Below are 17,626 nucleotides of genomic sequence, written 5' to 3' on the forward strand. Positions count from 1 at the left end.
ACGAACTATCTGACCAGTTCCTGCCTTCTTGACATTGGCAGGTTGCGGACAATGCCCTCTTGACGGCACACGAAGGTGCGTACTGTCACTCGCGGGCCTGCTGACACTCGGCCCATGACGGGGAATTGCCATGCGCCGGGGGGATCGGCATGGCGGGGGACTGCCGGCCCGACGGCGTGCCGGCGGCCGGGTGGCCGCGTCGATCGGTCACTGGCCGACGCCCTGATCCGGGCGGCCCGCACCAGCGTGGCGTGAGAGCAGTCGAGGACCTGGTTGCCGCTGTGCGCCCAGGCGTGAAGGAGTAGGCATGGCCGCCGATCAGAAGGACATCGTCGGGGCCCTCCGGCAGTCGCTCAAGGAAACCGAGCGCCTCCGGCGGCAGAACCAGCAGCTTCTGGACCGTGCGGGCGAGCCACTGGCGATCGTCGGCATGAGCTGCCGCTTCCCGGGCGGGGTGACCTCGCCGGAGGAGCTGTGGGAGCTGCTCGCGAAGGAGCGCGTCGGGATCTCCGAGTTCCCGGACGACCGCGGCTGGGACCTCGAGCGGCTCTACGACCCGGACCCGGACCACCCGGGCACCTCCTACACGCGCAGCGGCGGATTCGTCGACCGCGTCGGCGAGTTCGACGCCGAGTTCTTCGGCATCTCGCCGCGCGAGGCGCTCGCGATGGACCCGCAGCAGCGGCTGCTGCTGGAGACCGCCTGGGAGGCGTTCGAGGACGCCGGCATCGACCCGCTGACCCTCAAGGGCAGCGACACCGGCGTCTTCTGCGGCGTGATGTTCCAGGACTACGGCTTCGTCGCGGGCATGAGCGACCGCAGCGCCGAGATCGAGGGCTACCTCCCGACCGCCGCCGCCGGCAGCGTCGCCTCCGGCCGGATCAGCTACACCTTCGGCTTCGAGGGGCCCGCGGTGTCGGTGGACACCGCCTGCTCCTCCTCGCTCGTCGCCGTGGACCTGGCGGCCAAGTCCCTGCGCGCGCGTGAGTGTTCGCTGGCGCTGGTCGGCGGCGTCACCGTGCACCCGCGGCCGAACAACTTCATCGAGTTCAGCCGGCAGCGGGCGCTGTCGGTGGACGGGCTGTGCAAGGCGTACGCGGCCGCCGCGGACGGCGTGGCCTGGGGCGAGGGCTCCGGCCTGCTGCTGCTGGAGCGGCTGTCGGACGCCCGCCGCAACGGCCACCGCGTGCTGGCCGTGGTGCGCGGCACCGCGGTCAACCAGGACGGCGCCAGCAACGGCCTGACCGCGCCGAACGGCCCCTCGCAGGAGCGCGTCATCCGGCAGGCCCTGGCGAACGCCGGGCTCAAGGCCGCCGACGTGGACGCCGTCGAGGGCCACGGCACCGGCACCACGCTCGGTGACCCGATCGAGGCGGAGGCGCTGCTGGCGACCTACGGGCGCGAGCGGACCGACGGCCCGCTGCGGCTCGGCTCGATCAAGTCCAACATCGGCCACACCATGGCCGCGGCCGGCGTGGCCGGCGTGATCAAGATGGTCCTGGCGATGCAGAACGAGGTGCTGCCCGCCACGCTGCACGTGGACGCGCCCTCGCCGCACGTCGACTGGGAGTCCGGCCAGGTCGAGCTGCTGACCGAGGCGCAGAAGTGGCCGGCCTCGGAGCGGCCGCGGCGCGCGGGCGTGTCCTCGTTCGGGATCAGCGGCACCAACGCGCACGTCATCCTGGAGGAGGCGCCGGTCGCGGAGCCGACGCCGGACGAGGACGCCCGGGTGGCGCCGACCGTGACGCCGGTGCTGCTCTCCGCCCGGAGCGAGGCGGCGCTGCGCGAGCAGGCCGACCGCATCCGGGCCCGCATGATCGCCCGGCCGGACATCTCCGTCCTGGACATCGGCTTCTCCTCGGTGACGACGCGCGCGCAGTTGGAGCACCGCGCGGTCGTGGTGGCCCCGGACCGCGGCGCGCTGCTGAGCGGCCTGGCCGCCCTCACCGCGGCCGACCCGGCGGCGAACGTGCTGGAGGGCCGGCCGGGCAACGGCAAGGCCGTCTTCGTGTTCCCCGGCCAGGGCGCGCAGTGGGTCGGCATGGCCGTCGAACTGCTGGACTCCTCGCCGGTGTTCGCCGAGTCGGTCGCGGCCTGCGGTGCGGCGCTGGCCGAGTTCGTCGACTGGAACCTGGAGGACGTCCTGCGCGGCGCCGAGGGCGCGCCCTCGTACGAGCGGGTGGACGTCGTGCAGCCCGCGCTGTGGGCCGTGATGGTGTCGCTGGCGGCGCTGTGGCGCTCGTACGGCGTCGAGCCCTCGGCCGTGGTCGGGCACTCGCAGGGCGAGATCGCCGCCGCGTGCGTCGCGGGCGGGCTGTCGCTGCGGGACGGCGCCCGGGTCGTGGCGCTGCGCAGCCGGCTGGTCCTGGACCGGCTGGCGGGCCGGGGCGGCATGGTCTCGGTGGCGCTGCCGGTGGAACGCGCCGAGGAGCTCCTCCAGCCGTACCAGGGCCGGATCTCGGTCGCCGCGGTGAACGGCCCCGCGACCGTGGTCATCGCCGGTGAGGTCGCCGCGCTGGACGAGATGATCGCCGGCTGCGAGCGCGACGGCATCCGCGCCCGCAAGGTCAACGTGGACTACGCCTCGCACTCGGCGCAGGTCGAGGCCATCGAGGCGGAACTGCTGGAGGTGCTGGCGCCGATCGCGCCGGTCTCCGGGACGATCCCGTTCTACTCGACCGCCACCGGTGGTTTCATCGACACCCGGACGCTGGACGCCCGGTACTGGTACGGGAACCTGCGCGGCCGGGTCGGCTTCGAGCCGGCCCTGCGGGCGCTGATCGACACCGGGGTGTCCTTCTTCGTCGAGGTGTCCCCGCACCCGGTGCTGACCATGGCCGTCGAGGAGACGGCCCAGGCCCACGGCGCCCAGGACCGCGTCGGCGTGGTCGGATCGCTGCGTCGCGAGGAGGGCGGGCTGCAGCGCTTCGCGACCTCGCTCGGCGCCGCCCACGTGAACGGCGTGGCCGTCGACTGGCGGGCGTTCTTCGCCGCCAGCGGCGCCCAGCAGGTGCCGCTGCCGACCTACGCGTTCCAGCGCGAACGCTTCTGGCTCACCCCCAGCGCCGGTTCCGGGGACGCCTCGGCGGCCGGCCTCGGCCGGGTCGAGCACCCCGTGCTGGCCGCCGCCGCCCAGCTCGGCGACCGCGACGAATGGCTGTTCACCGGCCGCCTGTCGATCGACACCCAGCCCTGGACCCGCGACCACGTCGTCTTCGGCATGGTCCTCGTCCCCGGCACCGCCCTGGTCGAGATGGCCCTCACCGCCGGCGACACGGTCGGCTGCCCCGTCCTGGACGAGCTGGTCATCGAGGCCCCGCTCCTCCTCGACGAGGGCACCGCGCGGCACGTCCAGGTCACCGTGGGCCAGCCCGGCGAGGACGGCCGCCGCGAGGTCGCCGTCTTCTCCCGCCCCGAGACCGGCGGCCAGGACGGCCAGGACGACCGGCCGGACACCACCTGCCACGCCCGCGGCTGGCTCACCGCCGACACCGACGCCCCGGCCCCGTTCCCGGCGCAGTGGCCCCCGGTCGGCGCCCAGCCCGTCCCCGTCGAATCGCTCTACCCGCGGCTGGCCGACCTCGGCCTGGACTACGGGCCGCTGTTCCAGGGTGTGCAGGCCGCGTGGCGCAGCGGCACCGAGGTGTACGCCGAGGTGGCGCTGCCCGACGACGCCGGAACCGAGGGCTTCGACGTCCACCCGGCGCTGTTCGACGCCGCGCTGCACGGCGTGATGCTGGACAAGGACGCCGGATCGTCGGTCGACCTGCCGTTCTCCTGGTCGGGCGTGCGGCTCGGCCGGGCCGGCCTCACCCGGGCCCGGGTGCGGATCGGCTCGGCGGGCGAGTCCGCCGTGCGGATCGACGCGGTCGACGACAGCGGCGCCATGGTGGTGACGGTCGGCGCCCTCGCCCTGCGCCCGACCGACCCGGCGCAGCTCGAGAGCGCCCAGCGCGGCCGGCAGAACCCGCTGTTCCAGGTCGACTGGGCCCCGGTGACGCCCGAGTCCGCGAAGCCGGTGCGGCTGGCCGTCCTCGGCTCGTCGCCGGCCCTCGACGGCCTGGCGGGCGAGGCCGAGCGGTTCGCGGACCTGGACGCCCTGGAGAAGGCCGTCGCCGATGGCGCGGCCGCGCCGGAGGCGGTCCTCGCCGGCTTCGACGGCCCGGGGTTCGACGGCCCGGCCCCGGCGGAAGGTACGGCGGAGGCCGTGCTGGCGACCGCCGGGCAGGCGCTGGAGCTGGTGCAGCGCTGGCTGGCGAGCGAGTGGCTGGGCGAGGCCCGGCTGGTCGTGGTGACCCGGGGCGGCGTCGCGGTGGGCGACGAGGCTCCCGATCTGGCGCAGTCCCCGGTGTGGGGCCTGGTGCGCAGCGCCCAGTCCGAGCACCCGGGCCGCTTCGTGCTGGTGGACCTCGACGGCCCGGACGGCGGCGAGGAGCCCCAGTGGGGGGCCCTCCTCGACCTCGACGAGCCGCAACTCGCCCTGCGCGAGGGCCGGTTGGTCGCGCCGCGACTCGGTCGTACGTCCGCGGCGGCGGCCGACGACCTGTGGCGGCTGGCGATCACCCGGAAGGGCTCGCTGGAGAACCTGGCGATCGTCCCGTCCGAGGCCGGCCGGCCGCTGGGCGCGGGCGAGGTGCGGATCGGGGTGCGGGCCGCCGGCCTGAACTTCCGTGACGTGCTGATCGCGCTCGGGATGTACCCGGGCGAGGCGCCGCTGGGCAGCGAGGCGGCCGGCGTGGTGCTGGAGGTCGGCTCCGGGGTGACCGACCTGGCGCCGGGCGACCGGGTGTTCGGCCTGGTCACCGACGCGTTCGGGCCGGTGACGGTGGCCGACCGGCGGACGGTCGCGCCGATGCCGGCCGGTCTGAGCTTCGCCGAGGCGGCGGCCATCCCCGTCGTCTACCTCACCGCCTACTACGGCCTGGTCGACCTGGCCGACCTGCGCGCGGGCGAGAAGCTGCTGGTGCACGCGGCCGCCGGCGGTGTCGGCATGGCCGCGATCCAGCTGGCGCACCACTTCGGCGCGGAGGTGTTCGCCACCGCCAGCCCCGCCAAGTGGGACGCCGTGCGGGCGCTGGACGTGCCCACCGAGCGGATCGCCAACTCGCGCGACCTGGGCTTCCGCGACGCGTTCCGGGAGGCCACCGGCGGCACGGGCGTGGACGTGGTACTGAACTCGCTGGCCGGCGAGTTCGTCGACGCCTCGCTGGAGCTGCTGCCGCGCGGCGGCCGGTTCCTGGAGATGGGCAAGACCGACCTGCGCGACCCGGAGGCCGTCGCCCGGCAGCACGCCGGGGTGCGCTACCGCTCGTACGACCTGGTCGCCCAGGCCGGGCCGGAGCGGATCCAGGAGATGCTGGTCGAGCTCGCCGCACTGTTCGAGCGCAAGGTGCTCGTCCCCTCGCCGATCCGCTCCTGGGACGTGCGCCGGGGCCAGGAGGCCTTCCGCTACCTGCGCGAGGGCCGCAACACCGGCAAGGTCGTGCTGACCGTGCCGGCGGCCCTCGACCCCGAGGGCACCGTGCTCATCACCGGCGGCACCGGCGGCCTCGGCGCCCTGTTCGCCAAGCACCTGGTCGAGCGGCGCGGTGCCAAGCGCCTGCTGCTGGTCAGCCGGCGCGGCCCGGCCGCCGAGGGCGTGGCCGAGCTGGTCGCCGAGCTCGCGGAGCTCGGCGCCGAGGCCCGGGTGGCCGCCTGCGACGTCACCGACCGCGACCAACTGGCCGAGCTGCTCTCCGCGTTGGATCACCCGCTGACGGCCGTCGTGCACGCGGCGGGCGTCCTGGACGACGGCGTCGTCGAATCGCTGACCGCCGATCAGGTGGCCCGGGTGATGCGCCCGAAGGTCGACGCGGCCTGGAACCTGCACGAGCTCACCGCGGGCACCGAGCTGGCGGCCTTCGTGCTGTTCTCCTCCGCCGCGGCACAGCTGGGCAACCCCGGCCAGGCGAACTACGCCGCCGCCAACGCCGCCCTCGACGCCCTCGCGGCGACCCGCCGCGCGGCCGGCCTGCCGGCCACCTCGCTGGCCTGGGGCCTGTGGGCCGACGCCACCGGCATGACCGGCGAACTCGACGAGGCCGACCTCGCCCGGATGGAGCGCACCGGCATCGGCGCGCTCCCCGCCGAGCTCGGCCTGGAACTGTTCGACGAGTCGCTGCGGTTGGACGCCGCGCTCCTGGTGCCGATCCAGCTGGACCTGGCCGCCCTGCGGACGCAGGCGCGGGCGGGGATGCTGCCGGCCCTGCTGCGCGGGCTGGTGCGCGCCCCGGCCCGCCGGAGGGAGTCCACGGGCGGGTCGCTGGCGCAGCGGCTGGCCGGCGTGGCCGAGGCGGACCAGGAGCAGGTCGTCCTCGACGTGGTCCTGGCGCAGGTCGCCTCCGTGCTCGGCCACGCCTCCGGCGCGGCGATCGAGCCCGGGCGGGCGTTCAAGGAGCTCGGCTTCGACTCGCTGGCCGCGGTCGAGCTGCGCAACCGGCTCAGCCAGGTGGCCGGGCTGCGGCTCCCGGCGACGCTGGTCTTCGACCACCCGACCCCGGTCGAGGCGGCGCGGCTGATCCTCTCCCTGGTCGGCGGGACGGGCGGCGCCGAGCAGCCCTCGCCGCTGGACCAGGAGCTGCAGCGGCTGGAGGCCCTGCTGATCGCGGTCGCCGGCCACGAGAAGCAGATCGCCAGTGCCGAGCCGCGGCTGCGCTCGCTCAGCAACCGCCTCCGCGCCCTGCTCAGCACCACCGGCACCGAAGACGCCGATGACGACGACACCTTCGAGGACGACCTCGACTTCGCCTCGGACAGCGACATGTTCGACCTGATCGACAAGGAGCTCGGATCCGCATGACCGGGAAGACCGATGACGGCCGCAGCGGACCGGGGAACGGACCGATGAGCGACGAACAGAAACTCCGCACCTACCTCAAGCGCGTCACCAATGAGCTGCGCACGGCCAATCGCCGGGTGCGCGACCTGGAGGACCGGGCTGTCGAGCCGATCGCGATCGTCGGCATGAGCTGCCGGTTCGCGGGCGGGGTGAGCTCGCCCGAGGAGCTGTGGCGGCTGGTGGCCGAGGGCCGGGACGGCATGGGTCCGTTCCCGACCGACCGCGGCTGGGACCTGGAGAAGCTGTACGACGAGGACCCGGAGCGTCCGGGCAGCGCGTACGCCGTCGAGGGCGGTTTCGTCGACTCGGCGACGACGTTCGACGCGGACTTCTTCGGGATCTCGCCGCGTGAGGCGCTGGCGATGGACCCGACCCAGCGCCTCACGCTGGAGTCGGCGTGGGAGGCGCTGGAGGACGCGGGCATCGACCCGACCTCGCTCAAGGGCAGCGACACCGGCATCTACGCGGGCACCGTGTCCTCGGACTACGGGCCGTCCACGCTGCCGGAGTTGGAGGGCTTCCGGGTCACCGGCACGCAGAGCAGCGTGATGTCGGGTCGTGTCGCCTACGCGCTGGGTCTGGAGGGCCCGGCGGTGTCGGTGGACACCGCCTGCTCGTCCTCGCTGGTGGCGATGCACCTGGCGGCGAACGCGCTGCGCTCGGGCGAGTGCTCGCTGGCGCTCGCCGGTGGTGTGACGGTGCTGGCCGGGCCGTTCCTGTTCGTCGAGTTCAGCCGCCAGCGCGGCCTGGCGCCGGACGGGCGCTGCAAGGCCTACTCCTCCGACGCGGACGGCACCGGCTTCTCGGACGGCGTCGGTCTGGTGGTGCTGGAGCGCCTGTCGGACGCCAAGCGCAACGGCCGCAAGATCCTCGGCCTGATCCGGGGCAGCGCCGTCAACCAGGACGGCGCGAGCAACGGCCTCACCGCCCCGAGCGGTCCCTCCCAGGAGCGGGTGATCCGGCAGGCGCTGGCCAGTGCCGGGCTGTCGCCGGCGGAGGTCGACGCGGTCGAGGGCCACGGGACGGGGACCAAGCTGGGTGACCCGATCGAGGCGCACGCGCTGCTGGCGACGTACGGGCGCGAGCGGGTCGGCGACGAGCCGCTGTGGCTGGGCTCGATCAAGTCGAACATCGGTCACACCTCGGCCGCGGCCGGTGTCGCGGGCGTGATCAAGATGGTCATGGCGATGCGCAACGGCGTGCTGCCGCGCACCCTGCACGTCGACGAGCCCTCCCCGCACGTGGACTGGGAGTCGGGTCGGGTCGAGCTGCTGACCGAGGCCAGGGACTGGCCGGCGGGCGAGCGGCCGCGCCGGGCCGGCGTGTCCTCCTTCGGCGTCAGCGGCACCAACGCGCACCTGATCGTCGAGGAAGCCCCCGCGGACGAGCCGGCCGAGACCCCCGAGGCCGAGGTCGTCCGGCCCGCCGGCACGGTGCCGGTGGTGCTGTCGGCGCGCACGGACGCGGCGCTGCGGGCGCAGGCCGAGCGGCTGCGGTCGCACCTGCTGGCGAAGCCCGAACTCTCGGTCGCGGACGTGGCGTTCTCGGCGACGACCAGCCGGGCGCTGCTGGAACGGCGCGCGGTCGTCGTCGCCTCCGGGCGCGAGGAACTGCTGGAGCGGCTGTCGGCCGTCACGGCGGGGACGCCGGGTGTCGGCGGCAAGTCGGCGTTCCTGTTCACCGGGCAGGGCTCGCAGCGCACCGGCATGGGCCTGGAACTCGCGGGCGCCTTCCCGGTGTTCGAGCGGGCGCTGACCGAGGTCTGCGCCGAGCTCGATGCCCGACTGGGGCGTTCGGTGCGGGAGTTGATCGCGGCCGGTGGCGAGGAGCTGAACGCGACCGAGTTCACCCAGGCCGCGCTGTTCGCCGTCGAGGTCGCCCTCTTCCGCCTGGCCGACTCGCTCGGCCTGCGTGCGGACTACCTGGTCGGCCACTCGGTCGGCGAGATCGCCGCCGCGCACGTCGCGGGCGTGCTCTCGCTCGCGGATGCCGCCGAACTCGTGGTCGCGCGCGGCCGGTTGATGGGCGCGCTGCCCGCCGGCGGCGCCATGGTCGCCGTCCAGGCCACCGAGGCCGAGGTCGCCGAGTCGCTGGCCGGGTTCGACGGCCGGCTGGAGATCGCCGCGATCAACGCACCCACCGCGATCGTCGTCTCGGGCGACGCGGACGCCGCCGACGAGTGGCTGCCCAGGGTCGAGGGCCGCAAGACCACCCGCCTGCGCGTCTCGCACGCCTTCCACTCGCCCCGCATGGAGCCCATGCTGGACGAATTCCGCGCGGTCGCCCAGAAGTTGACCTATGCGAAGCCGCAGATCCCGGTGGTCTCCAACGTCACCGGCGCCCTGGTCGAGGCCTTCGACGCCGAGTACTGGGTCCGCCACGTGCGCCAGGCCGTCCGCTTCGCCGACGGCGTGACCACCCTGTGGGGCCTGGGAGTTCGCCGCTTCCTGGAGCTCGGCCCCGACGCGGTGCTCACCGCCATGGCCCGCCAGTGCGTGCCGGACGACGCCGACGCCGCGTTCACCGCCGCCCTGCGCGCCAAGCAGGACGACCGCGAGACCTTCGCCGCCTTCGTGGGCCAGGCCCACACCGCCGGCACCGCCGTCGACTGGGCCGCGTTCTACGCGGGCACCGGCGCCGAAGTCGTCGACCTGCCCACCTACGCCTTCCAGCGCGAACGCTTCTGGATCGCCCCGACCGCCGGGACGGCGGACGCCGCCGCGGCCGGGCTCGGCCGGATGGACCACCCGCTGCTGGCGGCGGCGATCTCGGTCGGCGACCGCGACGAGTGGGTGTTCACCGGCCGGGTCTCCACCGAGACCCAGCCCTGGGCCGCCGAACACATCCTGCTCGGCACCATCGTCGTGCCCGGCGTGGCGCTGGTCGAGCTGGCCATCGCCGCCGGCCGCCGCCTCGGCGTTCCGGTCGTGGACGAGCTGGTGCTGGAGTCGCCGCTGATCCTGGAGGACGGCGTCGCCCGGCAGCTGCAGGTCACCCTCGGCGAACCGGACGCGGACGGCCGCCGCACCGTGGCGCTCTACTCGCGCCCGGAGACCGACGCCGAGGACGGCGAGCGCGACATCACTTGCCACGCCCGGGGTGTGCTGGGTGCCGACGCGGCGCCCGTCGCGGACTGGCCCGAGCAGTGGCCGCCGCAGGACGCCGAGTTGCTGCCCGTCGAGGACCTGTACACCCGCCTCGCCGACATCGGCTACGACTACGGCCCGCTCTTCCACGGCGTCGAGGCCGTCTGGCGCGACGGCGACGAGACCTACGCCGAGGTCACCCTGCCCGAAGGCCACGAAGGCTTCGGCATCCACCCCGCCCTCTTCGACTCCGCCCTCCAGAGCGGCGTCATCCTGCTCACCGAAAACAGTTCCGGCACCCACCTCATGCCGTTCAGCTGGAACGGCGTGCAGCTCGACCGCACCGGCGCCACCCGCCTGCGAGTCCGCTCCACCATGACCGGCGGCACCTCGCTGCGCCTGGACGCCGTCGACCCGGACGGCACCCCCGTCGTCTCCGCACGCTCCCTCATCGTCCGCCCCGTCCAGCAGGCGGCCATCGACGGCACCCAGCGCGGCCGGCAGAACGCGCTGTTCCGGCTCGACTGGGCCGCGGTCGCGGCCGAGCGCTCCGCCGCGCCGCTCGACCTCGCGCTGCTGGGCGCGGGCCGGGCCCACCCGGACCTGGCCGCGCTGGAGCAGGCACTCGCCGAGGGCGCCGAGGCGCCGCAGGCCGTCGTCGCCACGATCGACTCCCCCGCCGACGCCGCCGACCCGGCCGAGGCCGCGCGGGTGACCGCCGTCCGGGCGCTGGAGTTGGTGCAGCGCTGGCTGGCGAGCGAGCGGCTGGGCGACGCCCGGCTGGTCGTGGCGACCCGGGGCGCCGTCGCCGTGGGCGAGGAGTCGCCCGACGTGGCGCAGTCCCCGGTCTGGGGCCTGGTGCACAGCGCCCAGTCCGAGCACCCGGGCCGCTTCGTCCTGGTGGACGTCGACGGCTCAGACGGCGACGGCGAGCCGGACTGGAACGCCGCACTCGCCACGGACGAGCCGCAACTGGCCGTCCGCAATGGTGAGTTGCTGGCGCCGCGGCTGATGCGCGCGGAGACCGCGGCGCCCGGCGCCGGCTGGTCCCCGAACCCGGACGGCACGGTGCTGATCACCGGCGGCACCGGCGGCCTGGGTGCGCGCTTCGCCAAGCACCTGGCCGAGCGGCACGGCGTCAGGCGCCTGCTGCTGGTCAGCCGCCGCGGCCCGGCCGCCGAGGGCGTGGCCGAGCTGGTCGCCGAGCTCGCGGAGCTCGGCGCCGAGGCCCGGGTGGCCGCCTGCGACGTCACCGACCGCGACGAACTGGCGGGCCTGCTCGCCTCGTTGGAGCACCCGCTGACGGCGGTCGTGCACGCGGCCGGCGTCCTGGCGGACGGCGTCGTCGAGTCGCTGACCGCCGAGCAGGTCGAGCACGTCATGCGCCCGAAGGTCGACGCGGCCTGGCACCTGCACGAGCTGACGGCCGGCTCCGAGCTGACGGCGTTCGTGCTGTTCTCCTCGGTCGCCGCCCTGATCGGCAGCCCCGGCCAGGCGAACTACGCCGCCGCGAACTCCGCCCTCGACGCCCTCGCGGCGACCCGCCGCGCGGCCGGCCTGCCGGCCACCTCGCTGGCCTGGGGCCTGTGGGCCGACGCCACCGGCATGACCGGCGAGCTGGACGAGGCCGAGCTGGCCCGGCTGGAGCGGATGGGCGTCGGCGCGCTGCCGACCGAGCTCGGTCTGGAGCTGTTCGACCAGGCCCTCGCCGCGGACGCCGCCCTGCTGGCGCCGGTCCGGCTGGATCCGGCCGCGCTGCGGGACCAGGCCCGGTCCGGGATGCTGCCGGCCCTGCTGCGCGGACTGGTCCGGGTGCCGGCCCGCCGCGCCGCGGCGGGCGGGTCGCTGGCGCAGCGGCTCGCCGAGGTGGCCGAGGCCGACCGGGAACGCGTGGTGCTCGAACTGGTGCAGGCGCAGGTCGCCGCCGTCCTCGGGCACGCGTCCGCGGGCGCGGTCGGCGCCGAACGGACCTTCAAGGACCTCGGGTTCGACTCGCTCAGCGCCGTCGAACTGCGCAACCGGCTCACCCAGGCCACCGAGGTGCGGCTGCCCGCCACCCTGGTCTTCGACCACCCGAGCCCGGTGGCCGTCGCCCGGCTGATCCTCACCGAGGTCGGCGCGGTCGCCGAGGCCGCCCGCCCGGCGGCCCGGCCGCGGCGGCGCACCACCACCGACGAGCCGCTGGCGATCATCGGCATGAGCTGCCGCTACCCGGGCGGGGTGACCTCGCCCGAGGAGCTGTGGGAGCTGGTCGTGTCGGGCCGGGACGCCATCTCGGGCCTGCCGACCGACCGCGGCTGGGGCGACGTCTACGACCCGGACCCCGACCAGCTCGGCAAGGTGTCCACCCGCGGCGGCGGATTCCTGGACCGGGTGGGCGAGTTCGACGCCGAGTTCTTCGGCATCAGCCCGCGCGAGGCCCTCTCCATGGACCCGCAGCAGCGGCTGCTGCTGGAGACGGCCTGGGAGGCGTTCGAGGACGCCGGCATCGACCCGACCTCGCTGCGCGGCAGCGACACCGGTGTGTTCGCCGGCGTCGTGACCACCGACTACGGCGACGCGATGACGCCGGAGATGGAGGGCTACCGCCTGACCGGCAACACGACCGCCGTCGCCTCGGGCCGGATCTCCTACACCCTGGGCCTGGAGGGGCCCTCGCTGTCGGTGGACACCGCCTGCTCCTCCTCGCTGGTCGCCCTCCACCTGGCCTCGCAGGCGCTGCGCAACAACGAGTGCTCGATGGCGCTGGTCGGCGGCGTGACCGTGATGGCCGGGCCGTACCTGCTGACCGAGTTCAGCCGCCAGCGCGCGGTCTCGCCGGACGGCCGCTGCAAGGCCTACGCGGCCGCCGCGGACGGCACCGGCTTCGCCGACGGCGCGGGCCTGCTCGTGGTGGAGCGCCTGTCGGACGCCCGCCGCAACGGGCACCGCGTCCTGGGCCTGATCCGGGGCGGCGCGGTCAACCAGGACGGCGCGAGCAACGGCCTGACGGCCCCGAACGGCCCCTCCCAGGAGCGGGTGATCCGCCAGGCGCTGGCGAACGCCGGGCTGTCGGCCTCGGACGTCGACGCCGTCGAGGGCCACGGCACCGGCACCAAGCTCGGTGACCCGATCGAGGCCCAGGCGCTGCTGGCGACCTACGGCCGCGAGCGGACCGACGGCCCGCTGCTGCTCGGCTCGATCAAGTCCAACATCGGGCACACCTCGGCCGCGGCCGGCGTGGCCGGCGTGATCAAGATGGTCATGGCGCTGCGCAACGGCGTGCTGCCGCAGACCCTGCACGTCGACGAGCCCTCGCCGCACGTCGACTGGGCCTCCGGCGAGGTCGCGCTGCTGACCGAGGCGCGGCAGTGGCCGCAGTCGGAGCGGCCGCGCCGGGCGGGCGTGTCCTCCTTCGGCGTGAGCGGCACCAACGCGCACGTCATCCTGGAGGAGGCGCCGGCCGAGGACCGGGCTCCGGTCCAGGGCGCACGTCCGCTGCCGGCGGTGCCGGTGGTGGTGTCCGGCCGGAGCGAGGCGGCGCTGCGCGAGCAGGCCGACCGCCTGCGGGCGCACCTGCTCGCCCGGCCCGAGCTGTCGCCGCTGGACGCCGGTTTCTCGGCGGCGACGACGCGGGCCCAGCTGGAGCGCCGCGCCGCCGTGGTGGCCGCCGACCGTCAGGAGCTGCTCGCCGGGCTGGCGGCCCTCGCCACGGCGGAGCCCGCCGCCAGCGTCGTCGAGGGCCAGGCCATCGGCGGCAAGCCGGTGTTCGTGTTCCCCGGCCAGGGCGCGCAGTGGGTCGGCATGGCCGTCGAACTGCTGGACTCCTCGCCGGTGTTCGCGGCGGAGATCGCCGCCTGCGGCGAGGCGCTGGCCGAGTTCGTGGACTGGAGCCTGGAGGACGTCCTGCACGGCGTCGAGGGCGCCCCCACGTTCGAGCGGGTGGACGTCGTCCAGCCGGCCCTGTTCGCCGTCATGGTGTCGCTCGCGGCCCTGTGGCGCTCGTACGGCGTCGAGCCCTCGGCCGTGGTCGGCCACTCGCAGGGCGAGATCGCGGCGGCGTACGTCGCGGGCGGGCTGTCGCTGCGCGACGCGGCCCGGATCGTGGCGGTGCGCAGCCAGCTGGTGCGCGACAAGCTCGCGGGCCTGGGCGGCATGATGTCCGTCCCGCTGCCCGTCGACCGCGTCGAGGAGCTGCTCGCGCCGTACGCGGGCCGGCTCTCGGTGGCCGCCGTCAACGGCCCGGCCGCCGTGGTCGTCGCCGGTGAACCCGGCGCGCTGGACGAGGTGTTCGAGGCCTGCGAGCGCGACGGCATCCGCGCCCGCAAGGTCAAGGTGGACTACGCCTCGCACTCGCAGCAGGTCGAGATCATCGAGGCCGACCTCCGGAAGGTCCTCGCCCCGGTCGAGCCGACCAGTGGCCGGGTGCCGTTCTACTCCACCGTCGTGGGCGGGTTCATCGACACCTCGGTGATGGACGCCGACTACTGGTACCGGAACCTGCGCGGCCAGGTCGGCTTCGAGCCGGCCATCCGGGCGCTGATCGACAACGGCACCGGCTGCTTCCTGGAGATGTCCCCGCACCCGGTGCTGACCATGGCCGTGGAGGACACCGTCGAGGCGGCGGAGGCCAACGGCCGGGTCTCGGTGGTGGGTTCGCTGCGCCGCGAGGAGGGCGGCCTGCGCCGGTTCGCGACCTCGCTCGCCGAGGCCCACGTGAACGGCGTGGCCGTCGACTGGCGGGCGTTCTTCGCCGCCAGCGGCGCCCAGCAGGTGCAGCTGCCGACCTACGCGTTCCAGCGCGAACGCTTCTGGCTCACCCCCAGCGCCGGCTCCGGGGACGCCTCGGCGGCCGGCCTCGGCCGGGTCGAGCACCCCGTGCTGGCCGCCGCCGCCCAGCTCGGCGACCGCGACGAATGGCTGTTCACCGGCCGCCTGTCGATCGACACCCAGCCCTGGACCCGCGACCACGTCGTCTTCGGCATGGTCCTCGTCCCCGGCACCGCCCTGGTCGAGATGGCCCTCACCGCCGGCGACACGGTCGGCTGCCCCGTCCTGGACGAACTCGTCATCGAGGCCCCGCTCCTCCTCGACGAGGGCACCGCGCGGCACGTCCAGGTCACCGTGGGCCAGCCCGGCGAGGACGGCCGCCGCGAGGTCGCCGTCTTCTCCCGCCCGGAGAGCGGCGGCCAGGACGACCGGCCCGAGGCCACCTGCCACGCCCGCGGCTGGCTGGCCGTCGAGGCCCGGCCCGCGACCCCGTTCCCGCTGCAGTGGCCCCCGGCCGGCGCCCAGCCGATCCCGGTGGAGACGCTCTACGCCGGGGTGAACGAGCACGCGCACCTGACCGACCTGGGCTTCGACTACGGCCCCGCCTTCCGGGCGGTGCAGGCGGCGTGGCGCCTCGGCGAGGACGTCTACACCGAGCTGGTGCTGCCCGAGGTCGCGGGCTCCGCCCAGGGCTTCGGCCTGCACCCCGCGCTGTTCGACTCCGCGCTGCACGGCGGGCTCGGCATGCTCGACCAGGGCGACAACGCCCAGGGCGGGCTGCCGTTCTCCTGGTCCGGCGTGCGGATCGAGCGCCCCGGCCTCACCCGGCTGCGGGTGCGGATCGGCCTGGCCAATGAGAACGCGCTGCGGCTGGAGATCGCCGGCGAGGACGGCCTGCCGATCGCGAGCGTGGAGCGGCTCGACGTCCGCCCGGTGGAGCAGGCGCAGCTGGAGGCCGCCCGCCAGGGCGGGCAGCGTTCGCTGTACCAGGTCGACTGGGTGCCGGTGCCGGCCGGAGCCCCGAAGCCGGCCCGGGTGGCGATCCTCGGTGAGGTGGCCGATCTGGGCGAGCGGTTCGCGGACCTGGACGCGCTGGAGAAGGCCCTCGCGGACGGCGCGGCCGTGCCGGACGCGGTCCTCGCCGGGATCGAGTCCCCCGCCGACGCCGCCGACCCGGCCGAGGCCGCGCGGGTGACCGCCGTCCGGGCGCTGGAGTTGGTGCAGCGCTGGCTGGCCACCGACCGGCTGGGCGACGCCCGACTGGTCCTGGTGACCCGGGGCGCCGTCGCCGTGGGCGAGGAGTCGCCCGACGTGGCGCAGTCCCCGGTCTGGGGCCTGCTGCGCAGCGCCCAGTCCGAGCACCCGGGCCGCTTCGTCCTGGTGGACCTCGACGGCGCGGGCGAGCCGGGCTGGGAGTCGCTCCTCGGCCTGGACGAGCCGCAACTGGCGGTGCGCAAGGGCGAGTTGCTGGCGCCCCGACTGGTCCGCGCGGAGACCGCGGAGCCGGGCGCCGGCTGGTCCGTCGACCCGGACGGCACGGTGCTGATCACCGGCGGCACCGGCGGCCTGGGTGCACGCTTCGCCAAGCACCTGGCCGAGCGGCACGGCACGCGGCACCTGCTGCTGGTCAGCCGCCGCGGCCCGGCCGCCGAGGGCGTGGCCGAGCTGGTCGCCGAGCTCGCGGAGCTCGGCGCCGAGGCCCGGGTGGCCGCCTGCGACGTCGCCGACCGCGACGACCTGGCCAAGCTGCTCGTCGACCTGGACCACCCGCTGACGGCGGTCGTGCACGCGGCCGGCGTGATGGACGACAGCCTGGTCGAGTCGCTGACCGCGGAGCAGGTCGAGCACGTCATGCGCCCGAAGGTGGACGCGGCCTGGCACCTGCACGAGCTGACGGCGGGCACGGAGCTCTCGGCGTTCGTGCTGTTCTCCTCGATGGCCGCGATGATCGGCAACCCCGGTCAGGCGAACTACGCGGCCGCCAACGCCACCCTCGACGCCCTCGCCCACCAGCGGCGCGCGGCCGGCCTGCCGGCCACCTCGCTCGCCTGGGGCCTGTGGGCCGACGCCACCGGCATGACCGGCCACCTCGGCGAGGCCGAGCTGGCCCGCCTGGAGCAGATGGGTTCGGTCGCCCTGCCGACCGAGCTCGGGCTGGAACTGTTCGACCAGGCCGGGGAGTTCGACGCGGCGCTGCTGGTCCCGGTCCAGCTGGACACGGCCGCGCTGCGGGTCCAGGCCCGGGCCGAGCGGCTCCCCGCCCTGCTGCGCGGACTGGTCAGGATGCCGGCCCGCCGGCCGGAGCCGGTGGGCGCGTCGCTGGCCCAGCGGCTGGCCGGGGTGGCCGAGGTCGGCCGGGAGCGGGTGGTCCTGGAGCTGGTCCAGGCGCAGGTCGCGGCCGTCCTCGGCCACGCCTCCGCCGCCGCGATCGAGCCGGAACGGCCGTTCCAGGAGCTCGGGTTCGACTCGCTGGGCGCGGTCGCGCTGCGCAACCGGCTGAACCAGGCCGCGGGCGTGCGACTGCCCGCGACGCTGATCTTCGACCACCCGACGCCGTTGGCGGTCGCCCAGTTGCTCCTCTCCGAGATCGGGGTCGGGGCCGAGGAGCCGCTCATCGACCAGGAGTTGAAGAAGCTCGAAGGCCTGCTCACCGCGGCCGATCCCGGCGAGCAGCAGCGGGTCGCGGGACAGCTACGCGCCCTGCTGGCCACCCTCACCGACAACGGGGGCGGCCAGAGCCAGAACGAACTGATCGAGGCGGCCACCACCGCCGACGAGGTCTTCCGGTTGCTCGACGCCGAGTTCGGCGAGATCTGACGACACCGCCCGGGTGCGGTCGCGGTCCACGCGGCCGCACCCGGGCGTCGCCGACCGCGCACCATCGCTTATCTGCTTTTGGGGACGGGGAGTTCCG

The 17,626-nt window shown here is 75.1% G+C and carries 2 protein-coding genes; both read left to right on the plus strand.

Annotated features, from left to right (window positions below; genetic code table 11):
* Window positions 1-307: 307 nt before the first annotated feature.
* Window positions 308-6,838 (plus strand): SDR family NAD(P)-dependent oxidoreductase, encoded by a 6,531-nt coding sequence (locus AB2U05_RS12820; protein WP_369183251.1) that lies wholly within the window; start codon window positions 308-310, stop codon window positions 6,836-6,838.
* Between the two features lie 44 nt (window positions 6,839-6,882).
* Window positions 6,883-17,529, plus strand: coding sequence for an SDR family NAD(P)-dependent oxidoreductase (locus tag AB2U05_RS12825; protein WP_369183252.1), 10,647 nt, complete (start codon window positions 6,883-6,885; stop codon window positions 17,527-17,529).
* The last annotated feature ends 97 nt before the right edge of the window (window positions 17,530-17,626 follow it).

The organism is Streptomyces sp. Y1 (assembly GCF_041053115.1).
Classification (GTDB): Bacteria; Actinomycetota; Actinomycetes; order Streptomycetales; family Streptomycetaceae; genus Kitasatospora; species Kitasatospora rubellomurina.